The sequence below is a fragment of the Paenibacillus jilunlii genome, assembly GCF_900102965.1.
Taxonomy (GTDB): domain Bacteria; phylum Bacillota; class Bacilli; order Paenibacillales; family Paenibacillaceae; genus Paenibacillus_AQ; species Paenibacillus_AQ jilunlii.
On record NZ_FNGM01000010.1, the window covers coordinates 45,412 to 60,578 of the forward strand.

The 15,167-nt window shown below is 52.0% G+C and carries 13 protein-coding genes; 12 read left to right on the top strand and 1 reads right to left on the bottom strand.

Annotated elements, in window-relative coordinates; translation table 11 throughout:
* The first annotated feature begins 446 nt into the window (after positions 1–446).
* The 8 genes from BLQ82_RS17415 to BLQ82_RS17450 all read left to right on the top strand — a co-directional run bounded on the left by BLQ82_RS17415 (position 447) and on the right by BLQ82_RS17450 (position 10,471).
* Complete coding sequence (locus tag BLQ82_RS17415) at positions 447–2,036, top strand: sigma-70 family RNA polymerase sigma factor (protein WP_062522226.1); 1,590 nt, start codon at positions 447–449, stop codon at positions 2,034–2,036.
* A gap of 499 nt (positions 2,037–2,535) precedes the next feature.
* Positions 2,536–2,745 (top strand): zinc ribbon domain-containing protein, encoded by a 210-nt coding sequence (locus tag BLQ82_RS17420; protein ID WP_020432362.1) that lies wholly within the window; start codon positions 2,536–2,538, stop codon positions 2,743–2,745.
* 477 nt (positions 2,746–3,222) lie between these two features.
* Positions 3,223–4,281: a FecCD family ABC transporter permease gene (locus BLQ82_RS17425; RefSeq protein ID WP_062522306.1), complete on the top strand. Its 1,059-nt coding sequence runs from the start codon at positions 3,223–3,225 to the stop codon at positions 4,279–4,281.
* A gap of 2 nt (positions 4,282–4,283) precedes the next feature.
* The gene (locus BLQ82_RS17430) at positions 4,284–5,318 is read left to right on the top strand and encodes a FecCD family ABC transporter permease (RefSeq protein ID WP_062522228.1); all 1,035 of its coding nucleotides are present in this window, start codon (positions 4,284–4,286) and stop codon (positions 5,316–5,318) included.
* Positions 5,319–5,362: 44 nt separating this feature from the next.
* Positions 5,363–6,403, top strand: coding sequence for an NAD(P)/FAD-dependent oxidoreductase (locus BLQ82_RS17435; RefSeq protein WP_062522230.1), 1,041 nt, complete (start codon positions 5,363–5,365; stop codon positions 6,401–6,403).
* Positions 6,404–6,583: 180 nt separating this feature from the next.
* Entirely contained in the window at positions 6,584–8,143 is a 1,560-nt protein-coding gene (locus tag BLQ82_RS17440; RefSeq protein ID WP_082722607.1) for a spore germination protein, read from the top strand.
* A complete protein-coding gene (locus BLQ82_RS17445; RefSeq protein ID WP_062522232.1) occupies positions 8,140–9,342 on the top strand; it encodes a Ger(x)C family spore germination protein in 1,203 nt (400 codons plus the stop codon). The genes BLQ82_RS17440 and BLQ82_RS17445 overlap by 4 nt, the downstream gene beginning before the upstream one ends.
* 31 nt (positions 9,343–9,373) lie before the next feature.
* On the top strand, positions 9,374–10,471 hold the full coding sequence (locus BLQ82_RS17450; RefSeq protein WP_062522234.1) for a GerAB/ArcD/ProY family transporter: 1,098 nt from the start codon (positions 9,374–9,376) through the stop codon (positions 10,469–10,471).
* A gap of 2 nt (positions 10,472–10,473) precedes the next feature.
* On the opposite strand, the gene BLQ82_RS17455 is transcribed toward BLQ82_RS17450, so the two are convergent.
* Positions 10,474–10,698, bottom strand: a complete 225-nt coding sequence (locus BLQ82_RS17455) for a YczF family membrane protein (protein ID WP_062522236.1) — start codon at positions 10,696–10,698, stop codon at positions 10,474–10,476.
* Positions 10,699–10,883: 185 nt separating this feature from the next.
* Between BLQ82_RS17455 and BLQ82_RS17460 the strand changes: the two genes are divergently transcribed.
* The 4 genes from BLQ82_RS17460 (at position 10,884) to BLQ82_RS17475 (ending at position 15,075) form a co-directional block, all read left to right on the top strand.
* A complete protein-coding gene (locus BLQ82_RS17460) occupies positions 10,884–11,243 on the top strand; it encodes a (2Fe-2S) ferredoxin domain-containing protein (protein ID WP_062522238.1) in 360 nt (119 codons plus the stop codon).
* Positions 11,244–11,415: 172 nt separating this feature from the next.
* Positions 11,416–12,225, top strand: coding sequence for a GNAT family N-acetyltransferase (locus BLQ82_RS17465; protein WP_062522240.1), 810 nt, complete (start codon positions 11,416–11,418; stop codon positions 12,223–12,225).
* A 158-nt stretch (positions 12,226–12,383) separates the two neighbouring features.
* A complete protein-coding gene (locus tag BLQ82_RS17470; protein WP_062522242.1) occupies positions 12,384–13,538 on the top strand; it encodes an AI-2E family transporter in 1,155 nt (384 codons plus the stop codon).
* Positions 13,539–13,557: 19 nt separating this feature from the next.
* Positions 13,558–15,075 (top strand): carboxylesterase/lipase family protein, encoded by a 1,518-nt coding sequence (locus BLQ82_RS17475; protein ID WP_062522244.1) that lies wholly within the window; start codon positions 13,558–13,560, stop codon positions 15,073–15,075.
* The last annotated feature ends 92 nt before the right edge of the window (positions 15,076–15,167 follow it).

Sequence of the window (15,167 nt, forward strand, 5' to 3'; positions counted from 1 at the left end):
GTGAAATGTAACAGATGTTCAGCCTTGAGGGTTAAATTCTTGATTATTTGCCTGACTGTACTTAGTGCAATAGATTACTTGTTTGTTCTGTATGAAATGGCATTCTGCTGTATTTTGTGCAATAGATTTTCGGAGTTTGAGACAAAAGCAGCTATTTCAGGCGGATCTGCTGTACAGAGTGCAGTAGATTGTGTTTTTCGGCCGATTTGGGAGTAATCTGCTGCAGGAAATGCAATAGATTGCGTTTGCGTTCGAGCTGAATTTGGAAGAGATTCGAATCGGCTTCCTCGTTTGGATTGGCCTGCTTGCTCCAAGTCGGGTTAACCGAACCGGGGTACCGGCTCATAAATGTGATGAAATACTCTGGGGGGCCGTATGGGATGTAACCTTTCTCCCTAACTATGGCACCTATAGATTAAGAACATGAGAAAAGAGGCTGGCGGCGTATGCGGCAATGGGTGGAGAAGGCGAGGCAGGGGGATGCGGAGGCGTTCGCGCAGCTGATGGCGCATTGCCGGGGGATGGCGTATGCGGTGTCGTATGACATGCTTAAGGATGTCCATCTGGCGGAGGATGCGGTGCAGGAGGCGTTCCTTGAAGCCTTTCTGAATCTGCATAGGCTAAGCGAGCCGGCCGCTTTTCCGGGCTGGTTCAGGACGATTGTTGTGAGGCAATGCCAGCGGACCCTGCGGCGCAAGCGCCATACCCTGCTCCCGCTGGACGAAGCTCTGCAAGATTTGCAGAATGAGCCGGGTGCAGCGGATATCCTGGAACGGAAAGAAGCAGAGCAGGTGCTGCAAAGCTCAGTGGCAGCGTTATCCGACAAGCTTAGAGTTCCGGTGCAGCTGTTTTATTTCTACGGCTATTCGCTTCAGGAGATATCCGGATATCTGGGAACTCCGGTGCAGACCCTCAAGAAGCGGCTTCACGATGCCCGCCAAAAGCTGAAAGGCACGCTCCCGGTAGCCGACCTGGCATCCGTGTTCAATCATTTGTATGAAGGAGGCAGAAAAATGCTGCATATTGTGAACGGAGATGTTGTGGGCAACATGCTGAAGCATGGCATTGTTCAAGGAGATGTACTGGTGTGGAGGGAGATATACTCTTCCGGGCCGATATTTGCAGACCTTTCCGGGCCGCGGGAACGGGCCGAGCGCGCCCGGGTGCTGGAAGCAACTCTCGGGATTCCGGCTGGTGAGTATATGACAGGCTGTGAGGAGCAGGAGCAGAAACTTCGTGAATATGCCCAATACGATGAAGTCGTACTGTGGTTTGAGCATGACCTGTTCGACCAGAGTATGCTTGCCTATCTGCTTCATTGGTTCAAGGGGCAGAAGCCGGGCCGGACCAAGCTTAGTCTGCTGTGCATCGGAGAGTTTCCGGGAGTTGAACGGTTTCATGGTCTGGGACAGCTTACTCCGGCCCAGCTTGGAACGTTGTCCGGGACCTGGCGGAGTATTGGGCGGCAAGAAATAGGGTTGGGAAGCGAGCTGTGGCAGGCGTATGCTTCTCCTGACCCCACCCGAATGGCTGATTTACTGGATCAAAAGAATGCAGAACTCGCCGCATCCGGCCTGCCTTTTGCCTATGATGCGTTCCGAACGCATCTCATGCGCCTGCCTTCCGTGCAGAATGGCCTTGGGATTGTGGAACAGACCACACTTGAAGCTGTTGCATCCGGGGCACATACGCCGCTGGAATTATTCCAGCAGGTGACCGACGCGCTGCATGTTCTCGGCATGGGTGATGTCGAATATTGGAAGGTTCTGCGTGCGCTCACGGCAGGGGAGCATCCTCTGCTGTACATCGAAGGGGCTGAAGGCTACACGGATTTCCGGCAGATTCCGGAGTTCCTGAACCGCAGAGTTACGGTGACGGAGCTGGGGCAGCAGATACTGGAAGGAGCGGCGGACCGCGTCCTGGTCCAAGGAATAGATGAGTGGTATGGAGGCCTGCATATGCAGGGGCACGAAGTGCCATGGCGGTGGGATACTGAGGCTGGACAATTGGTCCGCCAGCGTATAAATACACAGTAAAGATAGCCGCCGGGAGCATATTGGAAATTGTTTTTTGCCGCTCACCATAACAAAATACGATTTGTGACGTATAATGATTGTTCTGATCTTTAGGTGCTGAAGGGCAATCACGGAAAGATCCGCTGCGAATACAAGCAAGGCTGTAGTTTTTGGGCATACGCAATTCATTTTATACGTTCGGATACAAATTAATGAACTCCAGTTACATTCCGGAATAAAATAAATATATGCCCTGCCCTTCTTGTATCTGCAAGTGGGTCTTTTTTACTTATTTATCCGGTTCGCTGGTTAAGGAAAATTATGGGTGGTATGATGGGGATACCTTTTCAGCGGGTCAATGAAAAACGGCCTAGACCAGAGGGCGAATCCAAGTACAGCTCTGCGCCTTAAGCATCATTGTACGCAATAAGTTTATTTTCCGCCTCGGTTTAACCGATGTAATACGTAAACAGACGTAACCCAAGATGAACTAGAGAAACCTTTTGGAGGAGAGAGCACCATGGCTAAGAAACAATTTATTTGCAGTAAATGCGGATGTAAAGAGTATGCCGTGGACCAGTTTCAGGCGACCGGCGGCAACTTTGCCAAGCTTTTTGATGTCCAGAACAAAAAATTCATCACCATCAGCTGCCGGGAATGCGGATATACGGAATTATACAAGTCCAATACGGCAAGCGGCATGAATATATTGGACTTCTTGATGAATTAGAATTAGATCCCCTGAGTTACATATCTGCAGGCCATCCTGATGAAAAATATTCGCCCAACGGTTGAAAAATATGCTGAAGCGATGCCTATAGCTGATGTTAGGTTTTGCAGCAAGTGTGGATAAAGAGCGGCGGACATATTTGAATGTCTGCCAGCCACCCTTGTGCTTCTATTCACAACTTGAACACGGCGTCCGCCGTCTCCTCACTGGCCAACTACCAAACCGCCTCGATCAAATAGAACAGACTGAATACGAGGGCTATACCCGATAAAAGAAATATTTATGCCGTATCCCTTTTTCAAATGTAACACTTATTTCAGAACCCCGGGCAATCGTCGCTTTTACAGGAGGCTTGCCGGGGTTTTGGCTTTTTTTAAATGTTACAAATTAGATTTGTCCATTGCCAAAATACGGCTCTTTCCTTTACAATGTTATAATGATAATGATTATCAATTTCATAAAGAAAAGGTGGAAGATATGAGTCAACAGACAGCAGCCGGCACAGGTCCCCTCGGGCGGCAGAATGAGGTGAAGCTTCGTTCGCGGCCCTGGGCGGCTACACTGATCCTGGTTGGCGGTCTGATTGCCCTGGCGCTGGGTATTGCGGTATCGGTCTCGTTCGGGGCCGCGGATATTAAGCTGTCGGTGGTATGGAGCGCTATTTTTCAGTTCAATCCGGATATCACGGATCACCAGATTATCCGGGAGCTTCGGCTGCCCCGTGTGCTTGGCGGCGTGATGATCGGTGCAAGCTTTGCTGTGGCAGGAGCGATCATGCAGGGGATGACCCGCAACCCGCTCGCGGATTCCGGGCTGATGGGCATTAATTCAGGGGCAGGATTTGCGCTGGCGCTTGTGTTTGCATTTATGCCGAATCTGCCGTTCATGAGTTTGATTCTGTATTCATTTGCGGGTGCAGGCGCGGGAGCGGCGATTGTGTATGGTGTCGGGTCATTGGCTAAAGGCGGATTGACCCCAGCCCGTCTGGTATTGGCCGGTGCGGCTTTAAGTGCGCTGCTCTCGGCATTAAGCGAAGGCGTGGCTTTGTATTATAAAATTGGACAAGATCTGGCCTTTTGGTATGCAGGAGGCATAGCCGGAACGAAATGGTTCCAGCTGAAAATCATGTTCCCCTGGGTTGTTGCGGCGATTCTTGGGGCCATCGTGTTGTCCCGCTCCATTACCATGCTCAGCTTGGGCGATGATGTTGCCAAAGGCCTTGGGCAGCGTACAGGCCTGGTGAAGCTGGCAGGCTCTCTGATCGTCCTGGTTCTTGCCGGTTCATCGGTATCTGTAGTTGGAGCCGTCGGTTTTATTGGTCTGATCATTCCCCATTTGACGCGGTATCTTGTCGGTGTGGATTACAGGTGGATTATTCCGTGCTCTGCTGTGCTTGGCAGTCTGCTGGTGGTGCTCGCTGATTTGACGGCCAGAACCATTATCCCGCAGCATGAAACGCCGCTGGGTGCGATTCTTGCACTGATTGGTGTGCCTTTCTTTCTGTATCTGGCCCGCAAAGAAAGAAGGGAGCTGTGAGTATGTCCAAGACAACGGCCATGAGTTTTGATGAAGTTAGACGCAGACGCGGATTTCGGGTGCTGGCAGTCATCTCTGTCCTGATTGCTGCTGCTTTAATTATCAGTGTGAATACAGGATACATACGTTTGACGCCGTTGGAGCTGCTGCACACCCTGCTTGGCCGGGGAACGGATAAGCAGGAGCTCATTCTTTTCGATTTCCGTCTGCCGCGGATTGTGATTTCGCTTCTGATTGGAGCCGGTCTGGCGGTTTCGGGGGCAGTGATGCAAGGCGTTTTCCGCAATGATCTGGCTGACCCCGGCATTCTCGGGATCAATGCCGGAGCGGGGCTTATGGTCATGCTGCTGATATCCTTTTATCCGGCAGCGACTGCGGCACCGGTCTTTATGCTTCCGCTGGTGGCCTTTGCGGGGGCTGCATGTACGGCGGCAATGATTTATGCACTTGCCTATAAGCGGCATCAGGGGATTTCGCCGATCCGGCTGCTGCTGACCGGTGTAGCGGTTGCTGCCGGGATGAGTGCAGCGATGATTGTGCTTACCTTGCGCCTCGATCCGGATAAATACCAGTTTGTTGCCACCTGGCTGGCGGGCAGCATCTGGGGAACCAGCTGGAAGTTCGTGCTGTCCCTGCTGCCCTGGATTCTTATTCTGTTGCCCTATGTGATCTATAAGGCCAGAGTCATGAATGTATTGAATCTAGGCGACCAGACTGCCACCGGGTTGGGCGCGGCAGTAACCAAGGAACAATTCCGTCTGCTCGGGGCTGCGGTAGGGTTGGCAGCGGCCAGTGTAGCCGTAAGCGGCGGAATCGGGTTCGTCGGCTTGATCGGCCCCCACCTGGCCCGGCGCCTGGTGGGGCCGAAGCATCAGCTGCTGCTGCCCGCTTCGGCACTGCTGGGTTCCTTGCTTGTCCTGACGGCGGATACCCTCGGCCGCTGGATTCTGCAGCCGTCCGAAATACCGACCGGCATTGTTGTCGCTGTAATCGGTGCGCCTTATTTTCTATATTTACTGGCCCGAACCCGGTCCTAACTTGTTTTGCAGCTGAAATACCAATACACCTTGGAGGGGAATATATGAGCATAGAGCTGGAATTATACGATGTGACGATTATTGGCGGCGGTCCTGCCGGGATGTATACAGCTTTTTATAGCGGTATGCGTGATCTCAAAACCAAACTGATAGAGGCTAAGGAAGAGCTGGGCGGCAGAATGCTCATTTATCCTGAGAAAATGATCTGGGATGTAGGGGGAGTCACTCCGATTCTCTGCCGTAAATTGATTGATCAGCTGGCCGAGCAGGCCCGGACCTTTGATCCGACCATCGTGCTGGGTCAACAGATTATTGCCCAGGAGCGGCAGGAGGACGGCACGTACATTCTCACTTCGGCGACAGGTGAGCGGCACTGGACACGTACAATCATTCTAACCATAGGATATGGCATCCTCCAAATGGCGAAGCTGGAAATAGAGGGAGCGGACCGCTATGAGGTAACGAACCTTCATTATACTGTGCAGGAGCTGGAGCCCTTCCGCGGCAAACGGGTGCTCATCTCCGGCGGCGGTGATTCGGCGGTGGATTGGGCCAACGAGCTGGAGCAGGTTGCCGCAAGCGTGACGATCGTGCACCGGCGCGAGCAGTTCGGCGGTCATGAGAAGAACATTGCCCGCATGAAAGCCTCGTCAGTCCAAGTGCGTGTCCCGCATACGGTCAGCCAACTGCATAGCAGCGACGGGGAGAAGATAGACCAGGTTACGATAACCCATATGGAATCCGGCGCATCCGAGCAGCTTGAGGTCGACGCAGTGATTGTGAACCACGGGCTGAAGAGTGATTTTGGTCCGCTCAAGGACTGGGGGCTGGACATGGGCGAGTGGTGGGCCAATGTCAGCAGCAGGCTGGAGACCAACCTTCCCGGCGTTTTTGCCGCCGGAGATTTTGTGGATTACAGCAGCAAGGTCCGGCTGATCGCCGGAACGTTCACCGATGCGGTTCTGGCTCTGAACAGCGCTAAGCTGTATATGGACCCTGATGCACCGAAGGTGGCTTACGTCTCCTCGCATAATGAACGCTTTAAGGAGAAGAACAAGGCGCTTGGCGTAGTGGATGAACACTAGCAGGCTCTTCATGAAGGGATCACGAATAGAGGCTGGCCGTATGCAGAAATTCTGCACGGCCAGCCTCTTTGTGCGGGGAAGAACCGCTGGGTTCCCTTAGGCAGCGCAAGCCTGAGTTATTCCATAACCTGCATAAAAAAAGGATAGCGGGCAAATAGTATGTGCAGGAGGTGCTTGCTGATGGCAGCTCAAACCAAAGAAAAAAAACAGTCTCAAACGGCTGACAGCAATATAAGCTCCCCGCTCTCCGGGAACCTGGAAGATGATCTGCAGCACATCAGGCAAGGTCTGGGGAATAGTATGGATCTGATCATACGCCATTTCAAAATGATAAATGCAGATCCGCAGGTTGCTGTTATTTATATGGAAGGACTAACGGATAAGGAGTTTGTGGATGACTTCATCTCCCATGCTATGTCTTTTCAATCGGTAAGTGAAGAAGGGCGGAAGCTCTCAACCAGCCAGGAGGTTTTTCACTATATCAAGGAAAAAGCGCTGACTCCGGGTAAAAGCCAGTCGCTCACAGACAGGAGCGGACTGTTTGAAGCCCTTTTGTCCGGCAACACGCTTGTTCTGGTGGAAGGCGTGCCGGAAGCACTCAGCGGCGATACAAGCGGAGGCGAGGTCCGTCCAGTCTCTGAGGCAGGGACGCAGGTATCGATCCGGGGGTCCAAGGAAAGCTTTACCGAAACGATTAGCGTTAACATTTCTCTGGTCCGGCGAAGAATTAAAAATCCGGATCTATGGGTAGAACCGATGAAGCTGGGTGCTGTGACGCAGACCAATGTCGCGATAATGTATATACATGGAATAGCCGACGAAGATGTTCTCAAGAAGCTGAAGGAGAAGCTGAAGGAGATCAGAGTGGATTCCATTCTGGAATCTGGATACATTGAGCAGTTAATAGAGGGAACTGTCTACACTCCTTTCCCGACACTGTACAACACAGAACGGCCGGACAGTGTGGCCGGGAATCTCCTGGATGGAAGAATTGCCGTTTTTGTGGATGGCACCCCTTTTGTACTTATAGCCCCTGCAACTTTTTTTATGTTTTTTCATACCGTGGAAGACTATTATCAGCGGTTTGATATTTCTACACTGATCCGCTTATTGCGTTTTCTCTGTTTTCTTATTTCGATGTTTGGCCCTGCCATCTTTGTTGCCGCGCTTAACTTTCATCAGGAGATGATTCCTACTCCGCTGCTCATCAATTTGGCTTCACAACGGGAAGGGGTGCCTTTTCCCGCCTTTGTCGAAGCATTGATGATGGAGGTTACCTTTGAAATTATCCGCGAGGCGGGAATCCGCCTGCCTTCGCCAATCGGACAGACCGTCTCGATCATTGGAGGTCTGGTTTTGGGGCAGGCCGCAGTACAGGCGGGCATTGTTTCTCCTGCCATGGTTATTGTGGTTTCTTTAACGGGGATCTCCAGCTTTACTACCCCTGCTTTTAATATGGCGCTTTCTGTACGTTTTTTGCGCTTTGTTATCGTAATTGTTGCCGCGTTTATGGGCCTGTACGGCATAGCGATTCTGGCCTTGATGCTGGTCGCACATTTATGCAGCCTGCGGTCGCTCGGCGTTCCGTATATGTCTCCTTTGGGGCCCTTTGACCCACAGGCCCAGAAGGATACCTTGATCCGGTCACCGATCCATTTTATGAAGATACGGCCGCGTCTGGCGGACAAAAGCATTGCGCGCAAGAAAGCGGACAAGGACAGACAGGGGAACCAGGCATGAAGACGAAACATCTGTCAGTTCTTGTTCTCTTTGTCCTTCTGTCTCTGAACCTGGCCGGATGCTGGAACAGCAGAGAGCTGAACGAGCTTGCAATCGTAAGCGGGATTGGCATTGACCGGGTGATGGACACGGGTAAACTCCGGGTTACGTTCCAGGTAGTGAATCCTTCAGCTACTACCACCACTCAGGGGGCAAGCACCAACCAGTCGCCAATCTCCATTTATACAGTCAATGACCGGACGGTATTTGGGGCGCTCCGCAGAGCTTCTAAGCAGGCGACCCGGCAGCTTTTTTTTGCCCATGCTCAGCTTCTGGTGATCGGAGAATCGCTCGCAGAAGGCGGTATGAAAGATGTGCTTGATATTTTTGAAAGATCCCATGAGCTTCGGCTGAATACAACTGTACTGGTGTCGAGAGATACGGATGCCGAGTCCATTCTGAAGGTGTTGCTGCCTCAGGAGAGCGTTCCCTCTATCGGGTTGGGCAAAAAGGCAGAAAATACTTCTAAGGTCTGGGGGGAAACCCCGCAGGTCAGTGTGTTTGAAACGATCAAGGAAATCACAGGCGGCGGAGGGTTTACGATCAGCGGTGTCCGTATGCTTGGCAACGTGGAGGAAGGGCAAAAGAAGGCAAGCCTGGAGCAAACGAAGGCGGAAACCTCAATACTGATCAGCGGCCAGGCCGTATTCAACAAGGGGAAGCTTATGAACTGGATTGATGGGCCTGAAGCGAGGGGCGCCCAGTGGATACTCGATAAAATTTACGAAACCAATTTGAATCTTGATTCCGGGGATCAAGCTAAGGCGATTGCCGTAAACGTGGTGTTTTCCAAAACCAAGATTAAGGTTGAGATGCGTGACGGGTTGCCTATATTCCATATCCGCATCAACGAAGAAGGGAATCTCAATGAGACGCAGAGCGCTGTTAACCTGAGCCAGAATCATGAGATCAGAAAGCTGGAAGCGGAGATGGAGAAATTAACGAAGAAGGAGGTCCAGGAAGCATTTCAAGCCGCACAAAAGGCAGAGTGCGATTATTTCAACTTGGGCAACGAATTCAAACGCGTGAATCCGGCTGAATGGAAGAAAGTTGAGAAGGATTGGAATCAAATTTTCGCCAAAGGCACGCTGGAGCTTCAGGTTCATGCTTTTATCCGGGCGACAGGGATGCGGGTGACACCGCTGAAGGCTCCAGAATAACCGATATTGAATAGGACAGGGAGACTGCGATATGAAAAAAGAGATCATCGGCCCCAGTCAAATGTTTGCTATGATTGTGCTGTTTGAAATGGGAACCGCTATAGTGATTCCCATTGGACTGGAGAGCGGCCATGCGGTATGGCTGTCGATTCTGATGGCCTTGCCCGGTGGGGTTCTGCTGTATCTGATCTACAATGATCTCTACCGCCAATTTCCGAATTTGATCATCAGCGGCTATACCCGGAAAATACTTGGCAAATATATCGGCTGGCCGCTTAGCTTGCTGTATATTCCGGTGCTGATGTTCAACGGCTCCAGAAATTTGCGGGAGGCGGGGGATCTCCTGATCTCGGCCTCCTACGACAGAACACCGATCCTGATCATTAATTCAATTATGATCATTGCTGTTATGTATATTCTGAACAAGGGGATTGAGGTGTTTGCCAGAACCGCAGAGATTTACTTTTGGATTATGATGATCATGGGCCTGGTGTGCAATGGAGTGGTGATTATGGCGGGCCTGGTTGATTTTAAGAATCTGTTCCCCTTGCACTACAAGGATTGGATGGATGCCTTGACTTCCGCGTATCCGAACATCTGGATATTTCCCTTTGGCGAACTGGTATGCTTCACAACGGTTCTACCTTATTTAAAGAAATCCGGAATATCGGGAAAAATGGGCGTCACCGCGATTATTCTAAGCGGATTTCTGCTCTGCTTCACCCATGCGATTGAAATCTCCGTTCTCGGAATGGACATTTACAGCAGAGCAGCTTTTCCTATTTATACAACAATAACGCTGGTGAACGTTGCTAATTTTATCCAGCGTCTGGATGCGCTTGTGATTCTGACCCTGATTATCGGGGTGTTCTTTAAAATGTCCATTTATTGTTTTGCAGCGACAGTGATCACAGCGGATCTGTTCAAGGTTAAAGATTACCGGAGGCTGGTTGTGCCTGTGGGAGTCATTGTATTGTTCACCTCGTTTATCAGTGCGGAGAATTACATCAGCCATTTGAATGAGGGGAAAGTGTTTTTGAAGTACTTCCTCCCCGCCATTTGTGCGGTTGTACCGATTCTGTTGTTCCTTGTCCACCGCATCCGTAAGCGGTTTGGTTTGTACCGGTAGCCTTATTGGCGTTGTTTCTGCTTTTTGCCGGCCGCCAATGCGACTTGGATCACCGGAAGAAAAAGAAATACAATGATCACCACCAGTTCCTGGAAGGTTGTAGTGATAAAGATTTTGGTGAGAAAGTTGAATGACCGGGAGAATGGGGTTCCGGTTAACCAATCTATCGAAATCACCATGGATAAGCCCAGCAGGGCAAGTACGGCGTAAATCAAAAGGATTTTCATGGGTGTTGTGCTCCTTCTTCTCCTTATTATTCAGGGATACCCCTTATAGATCCGGCGGGTTAACGGTATTATCCCCAGCCAGGCGGAACATTAAACCACGCTACTTGACGGCTCTCCGGGGAATCGCTAGAGTTTAGAATGATACGTATGCGGGGTACTAGTGTTCAGAAGGGGGCTAGGCAGTCATGACAACCTGGAATTTGCAAGGAACGCTCAGCCATCTGCTCATCTGCGGCGGCAGCAGCTGCAGGAAGAATACCGGCGAAGAAGTTGCAGAAGCCATTGAGGATGAAATTGAGAAGCAAGGGGCTGGAAGCAAAATACATACCACAGTGACCGGGTGCAATGGAAGATGTTCGGATGCCTGTATTGTAATCGCTTATCCGGAAGGCGTCTGGTATAGGGAGATGACGCCCAAGGCAGGTAAAAAACTGGTGCGGAAGCTTCTCAAAGGGAAGCAGCTTGAAGATCATATCCTCTATACCTACGATGGCGGGCTGCAGGCACAGACCGAAAAAGGCGCCAAGGGTAAAAAGAAGAAATGAAGCCGGGGCCAGGACCTGGTACGGACTGGCTTCCATAGTAATTCTCATGATCTCTCTGTATGAACACGGACAGGAATAGCCTGCTGCCAGAAATCCAATGGCGGCGGGCTATTTATTTTTGCAGAAGGGAGGTCTATGATTGAAGGAACAGGAAAATTAAGGGGGAACCGTGATGTTTGAAAGCTTTGAGACGGGGGATAGGGTACTGCAAAGTGAGGCGTTCATGCAAGAGGAGGTGCGGTATAATCTGATCCACCGGATTACCGAATATCCTGATGCTATCCGGCTGACCACGGCAGACCGCAAGCTGATTTTTACGCAATCCCAGGGGCATAATCCCTGGCTGTGGGTGTCTGGGGAACTTCACGAAGTACAGCAGACCAAGCTGGTGCAGCAGCTGGCGGAATGGGTGCGGACTTATGATTTTCCAGGGATTTCTGCACAGCCGGAGACGGCGAAGAGGTTTGCGGAGGCTTTTTGCGGAGCCAAGGGCAAGCTCTACCATACGCATATGTTGCTGGAGGCTTATCAGTGCCTGGAGGTGCGTAAGCCCGCTGGGGTGAGGGGATGCCTGGAGCAGGCCGGGGACAAGCATGTCCCGGTGATTGCCGGTTTTTTGGCCGGGTTCATGAAGGATGCATTCGGCGAGAGGCTTCGGGCGGAAGATTTTTTGACCATGGCAGCGGAGGATGCCGCATCCGGCGATCTGTATTTGTGGATGGCAGAGCATAGCCCTGTATCGATGGCCAAAATCACCCACCGTTCTGCCAGACATGCACGGATTAATGATGTATATACCCCTTCCGGCCACCGCAAGCAGGGCTATGCCAGCGCATTGGTTGCTGCACTGTGCGGCCGGCTGCTGGACGAAGGGTTAACACCGGTGCTCTATGCGGACGGCAAAAATCCGGACTCCAACAAGGTCTATCAGTCCATCGGCTTTCAGCACGCAGGCCAAATTGCAGATCTCAAGTTTGACTAAGCGTATAAGTACTTAAGCAGAGTTTTCAGGCAGCAGGGAATTCCTGGTTTCACTGTCCTGACGAAATTTGACTTGCTGCCCCCATGTTGACTATGCTAATACAAAGTGCAAATAATCACACATACAAAGAGGCATTTGTGTTAAGGGGGACGGGCATCATGGAGAGGCTGCAGGTATGGCCGGAGAAGTTCAAAAAGTTTTTTCTCAATAACCGATTTGTGGTAACACTGCTGATTGTGCTGCTGATCGGAGTAAACATTCTGGTGTTTGCCAAAATTCCTTTTATCTTCAAACCGATTTCAGTCCTGCTGCATACCGTAGCCGCACCGCTGCTGCTGTCGGGAATTGCCTACTATCTGTTGAATCCGCTGGTTGACCGGATGGAGAAGAGGAGCAAGATCAGACGCCCTTACGGCATCGTCATCCTGTTTCTGCTTATCGCCGGTATCATAACGCTGATTCTGCTTACGGTAATACCTATGATCCGCACCCAGCTGGTTGGACTGATTGATAATTTTCCTAAATATAGTGACCAGATTGAGCAGGAATTTATCAACCTGACCGGCAGTAAGCTGTTCGAACAAATTCAGGAGAATGTAGGAACGGATTTCACTGACATCACAAGCAAAGTAACCACTTGGGGGACCTCTTTCCTGAACAATGCCGTGAACGGCGTCGGGAATTTTGTGGGGGCGCTGACGGAAATTGTGCTGGCACTGGTAACTACTCCCTTTATTCTGTTCTATCTGCTGCGCGACGGCAAAAGGCTGCCCGATTACCTGATGAGATTCATCCCAACCGCACTGCGGCCGCAGACCCGCATGGTCATGTCGGAAATGAACAGCCAGGTGGCTTCCTATATCCGCGGGCAGATCATTGTCAGCTGCTGTATCGGCGCCTTGCTCTACATCGGGTATTTGATTATCGGACTCGAATATTCGCTGGTACTGGCGATTGTCGCTGCCTGCACAGCGGTCGTGCCCTATCTTGGTCCGGCAATTGCGATTACTCCGGCCTTGATCGTCGCGCTGGTGACTTCTCCGTTCATGCTGCTGAAAATGGTGTTCGTGTGGACCGCAGTCCAATTGATTGAAGGCAAGTTCATTTCCCCGCAAATCATGGGCAAATCACTGAAGATTCATCCGATTACGATTATCTTTGTCATTATTTTTGCCGGAAAAATGTTCGGAGTGCTCGGAATCATTCTGGCTGTGCCGGGCTATGCTGTGCTGAAAGTGGTCGTTACCCATGTCTTCCAGTGGTTCCGCTTCCGCTCAGGACTCTATAAGCAAATTGAAGAAACCAAGGAATAACGGGAAGAGGTAGATAGGTATGACAGCAACACTGGTTACCACTCAATATGGAAAGCTGCAGGGTAAGGAGGAGGAGGGTGTGAAGGTGTGGCGCGGGATTCCTTTTGCCGCTCCGCCGGTCGGGAAGCTGCGGTTCCGTGCACCACAGCCGCCGCAGCCGTGGGATTCCGTCAGAGATGCCTTTTCGTTCGGTCCGGTCAGCCATCAGCCTGTCAGCACCAGCAGCACCCGGTTTGGCGGACTATCCCCAGAGTATTCTGAAGACTGCCTCTACCTGAATGTCTGGTCTCCTGCAGAAGCCGGGGAGAGCTTGCCGGTAATGGTCTGGATCCATGGGGGGACCTTTGTGACCGGAGCAGGAAGCCAGCCGATGTTCGACGGTGCCCGCATGGCCCGTAACGGCAGGGTTGTTCTGGTTACGGTGAATTACCGGCTGGGACCGTTCGGATTTCTGCATCTGTCCCCATTTGGCGGGGACCTAGCCTCCAATGCAGGCCTCCTGGACCAAATTGCCGCCCTGGAATGGGTGCAGAGCAATATTGCCGCCTTCGGCGGGAATCCGCAGCGCGTCACCGTGTTTGGAGAATCCGCAGGCAGTATGAGCATCGCTGCACTGCTGGCGATGCCTGCCGCGGGCGGCCTGTTCGCAGGCGCGATCATGGAAAGCGGAGCCGCCCAGAGCCTGCCGCCGCAGCAGGCGCAAGAGATCGCTGCTGCGCTGCTGGCTGAGCTGGGGCTTACGCCAGGCAGCGGGCTGGCGCTCCTGGACCATCTTCCGGCGGAGCAGATTATGGAAGCTGCGGCACGGATGACCTATAAGCTGTCCGGTGAAGCGCTCAGCATGTTTTTTCAGCCGGTCGTGGAGCCGGCCACGTTGCCGGCAGACCCTGCCGAAGCTGTAGCGGGCGGAGCAGCACGCGGGATTCCGCTGCTGATCGGCACTAACCTCCATGAAGGGAACCTGTTCTTCCGGGAAGAACGCCCGGGTGAAAGCTTCGAGCAATCACTGAAATCGCTGGAGCTGCTGATGGGCATTGACGATCTGGCGGAGCTTGCCGAAGGTTACCCGAAATCCTGGGAGGGACAGGCAGAGTTCCTGACCGACCTTTTTTTCTGGGGCAGCTCGATTGCCTTCGCTGAGAGCCAGTCGGCGGCAGCACCTGTGTGGATGTACCGCTTCGACTGGACAGTTGAAGGCCACCCGCTGCTGGAGAAGGCGGTTCACGGCGCTGAAATTCTGTACGTGTTCGGCAACCTGCATCTGCTGAAGCAATATGGCTTGGCGGTAACTCCAGAAATGCAAAGGCTGTCCGAGGTGATGCAGAAGACCTGGACGGCGTTTGCGCATCACCGAAATCCTTCCATTGCTAATCTGGAATGGCCGCAGTACAGAACAGACTCGCGTGCGACTGTTATCTTTGACGGGGAGACGCGGGTGGTGCAGGACCCGGATGGGGACAAACGCCGGCGTTTGTTTTCCGCGCAGTCCAATTGGCCTAAGGTTTATTCCGCCGGGGCCAGCGATCCACGGGGCTGATTGATTACCATGAGGCCTGAGAGTAGGCGAGTATATTTGAAGGATTAATTTCCGGTTGATTGCACTTTGTACACCAGTTGATTGCACTTTGT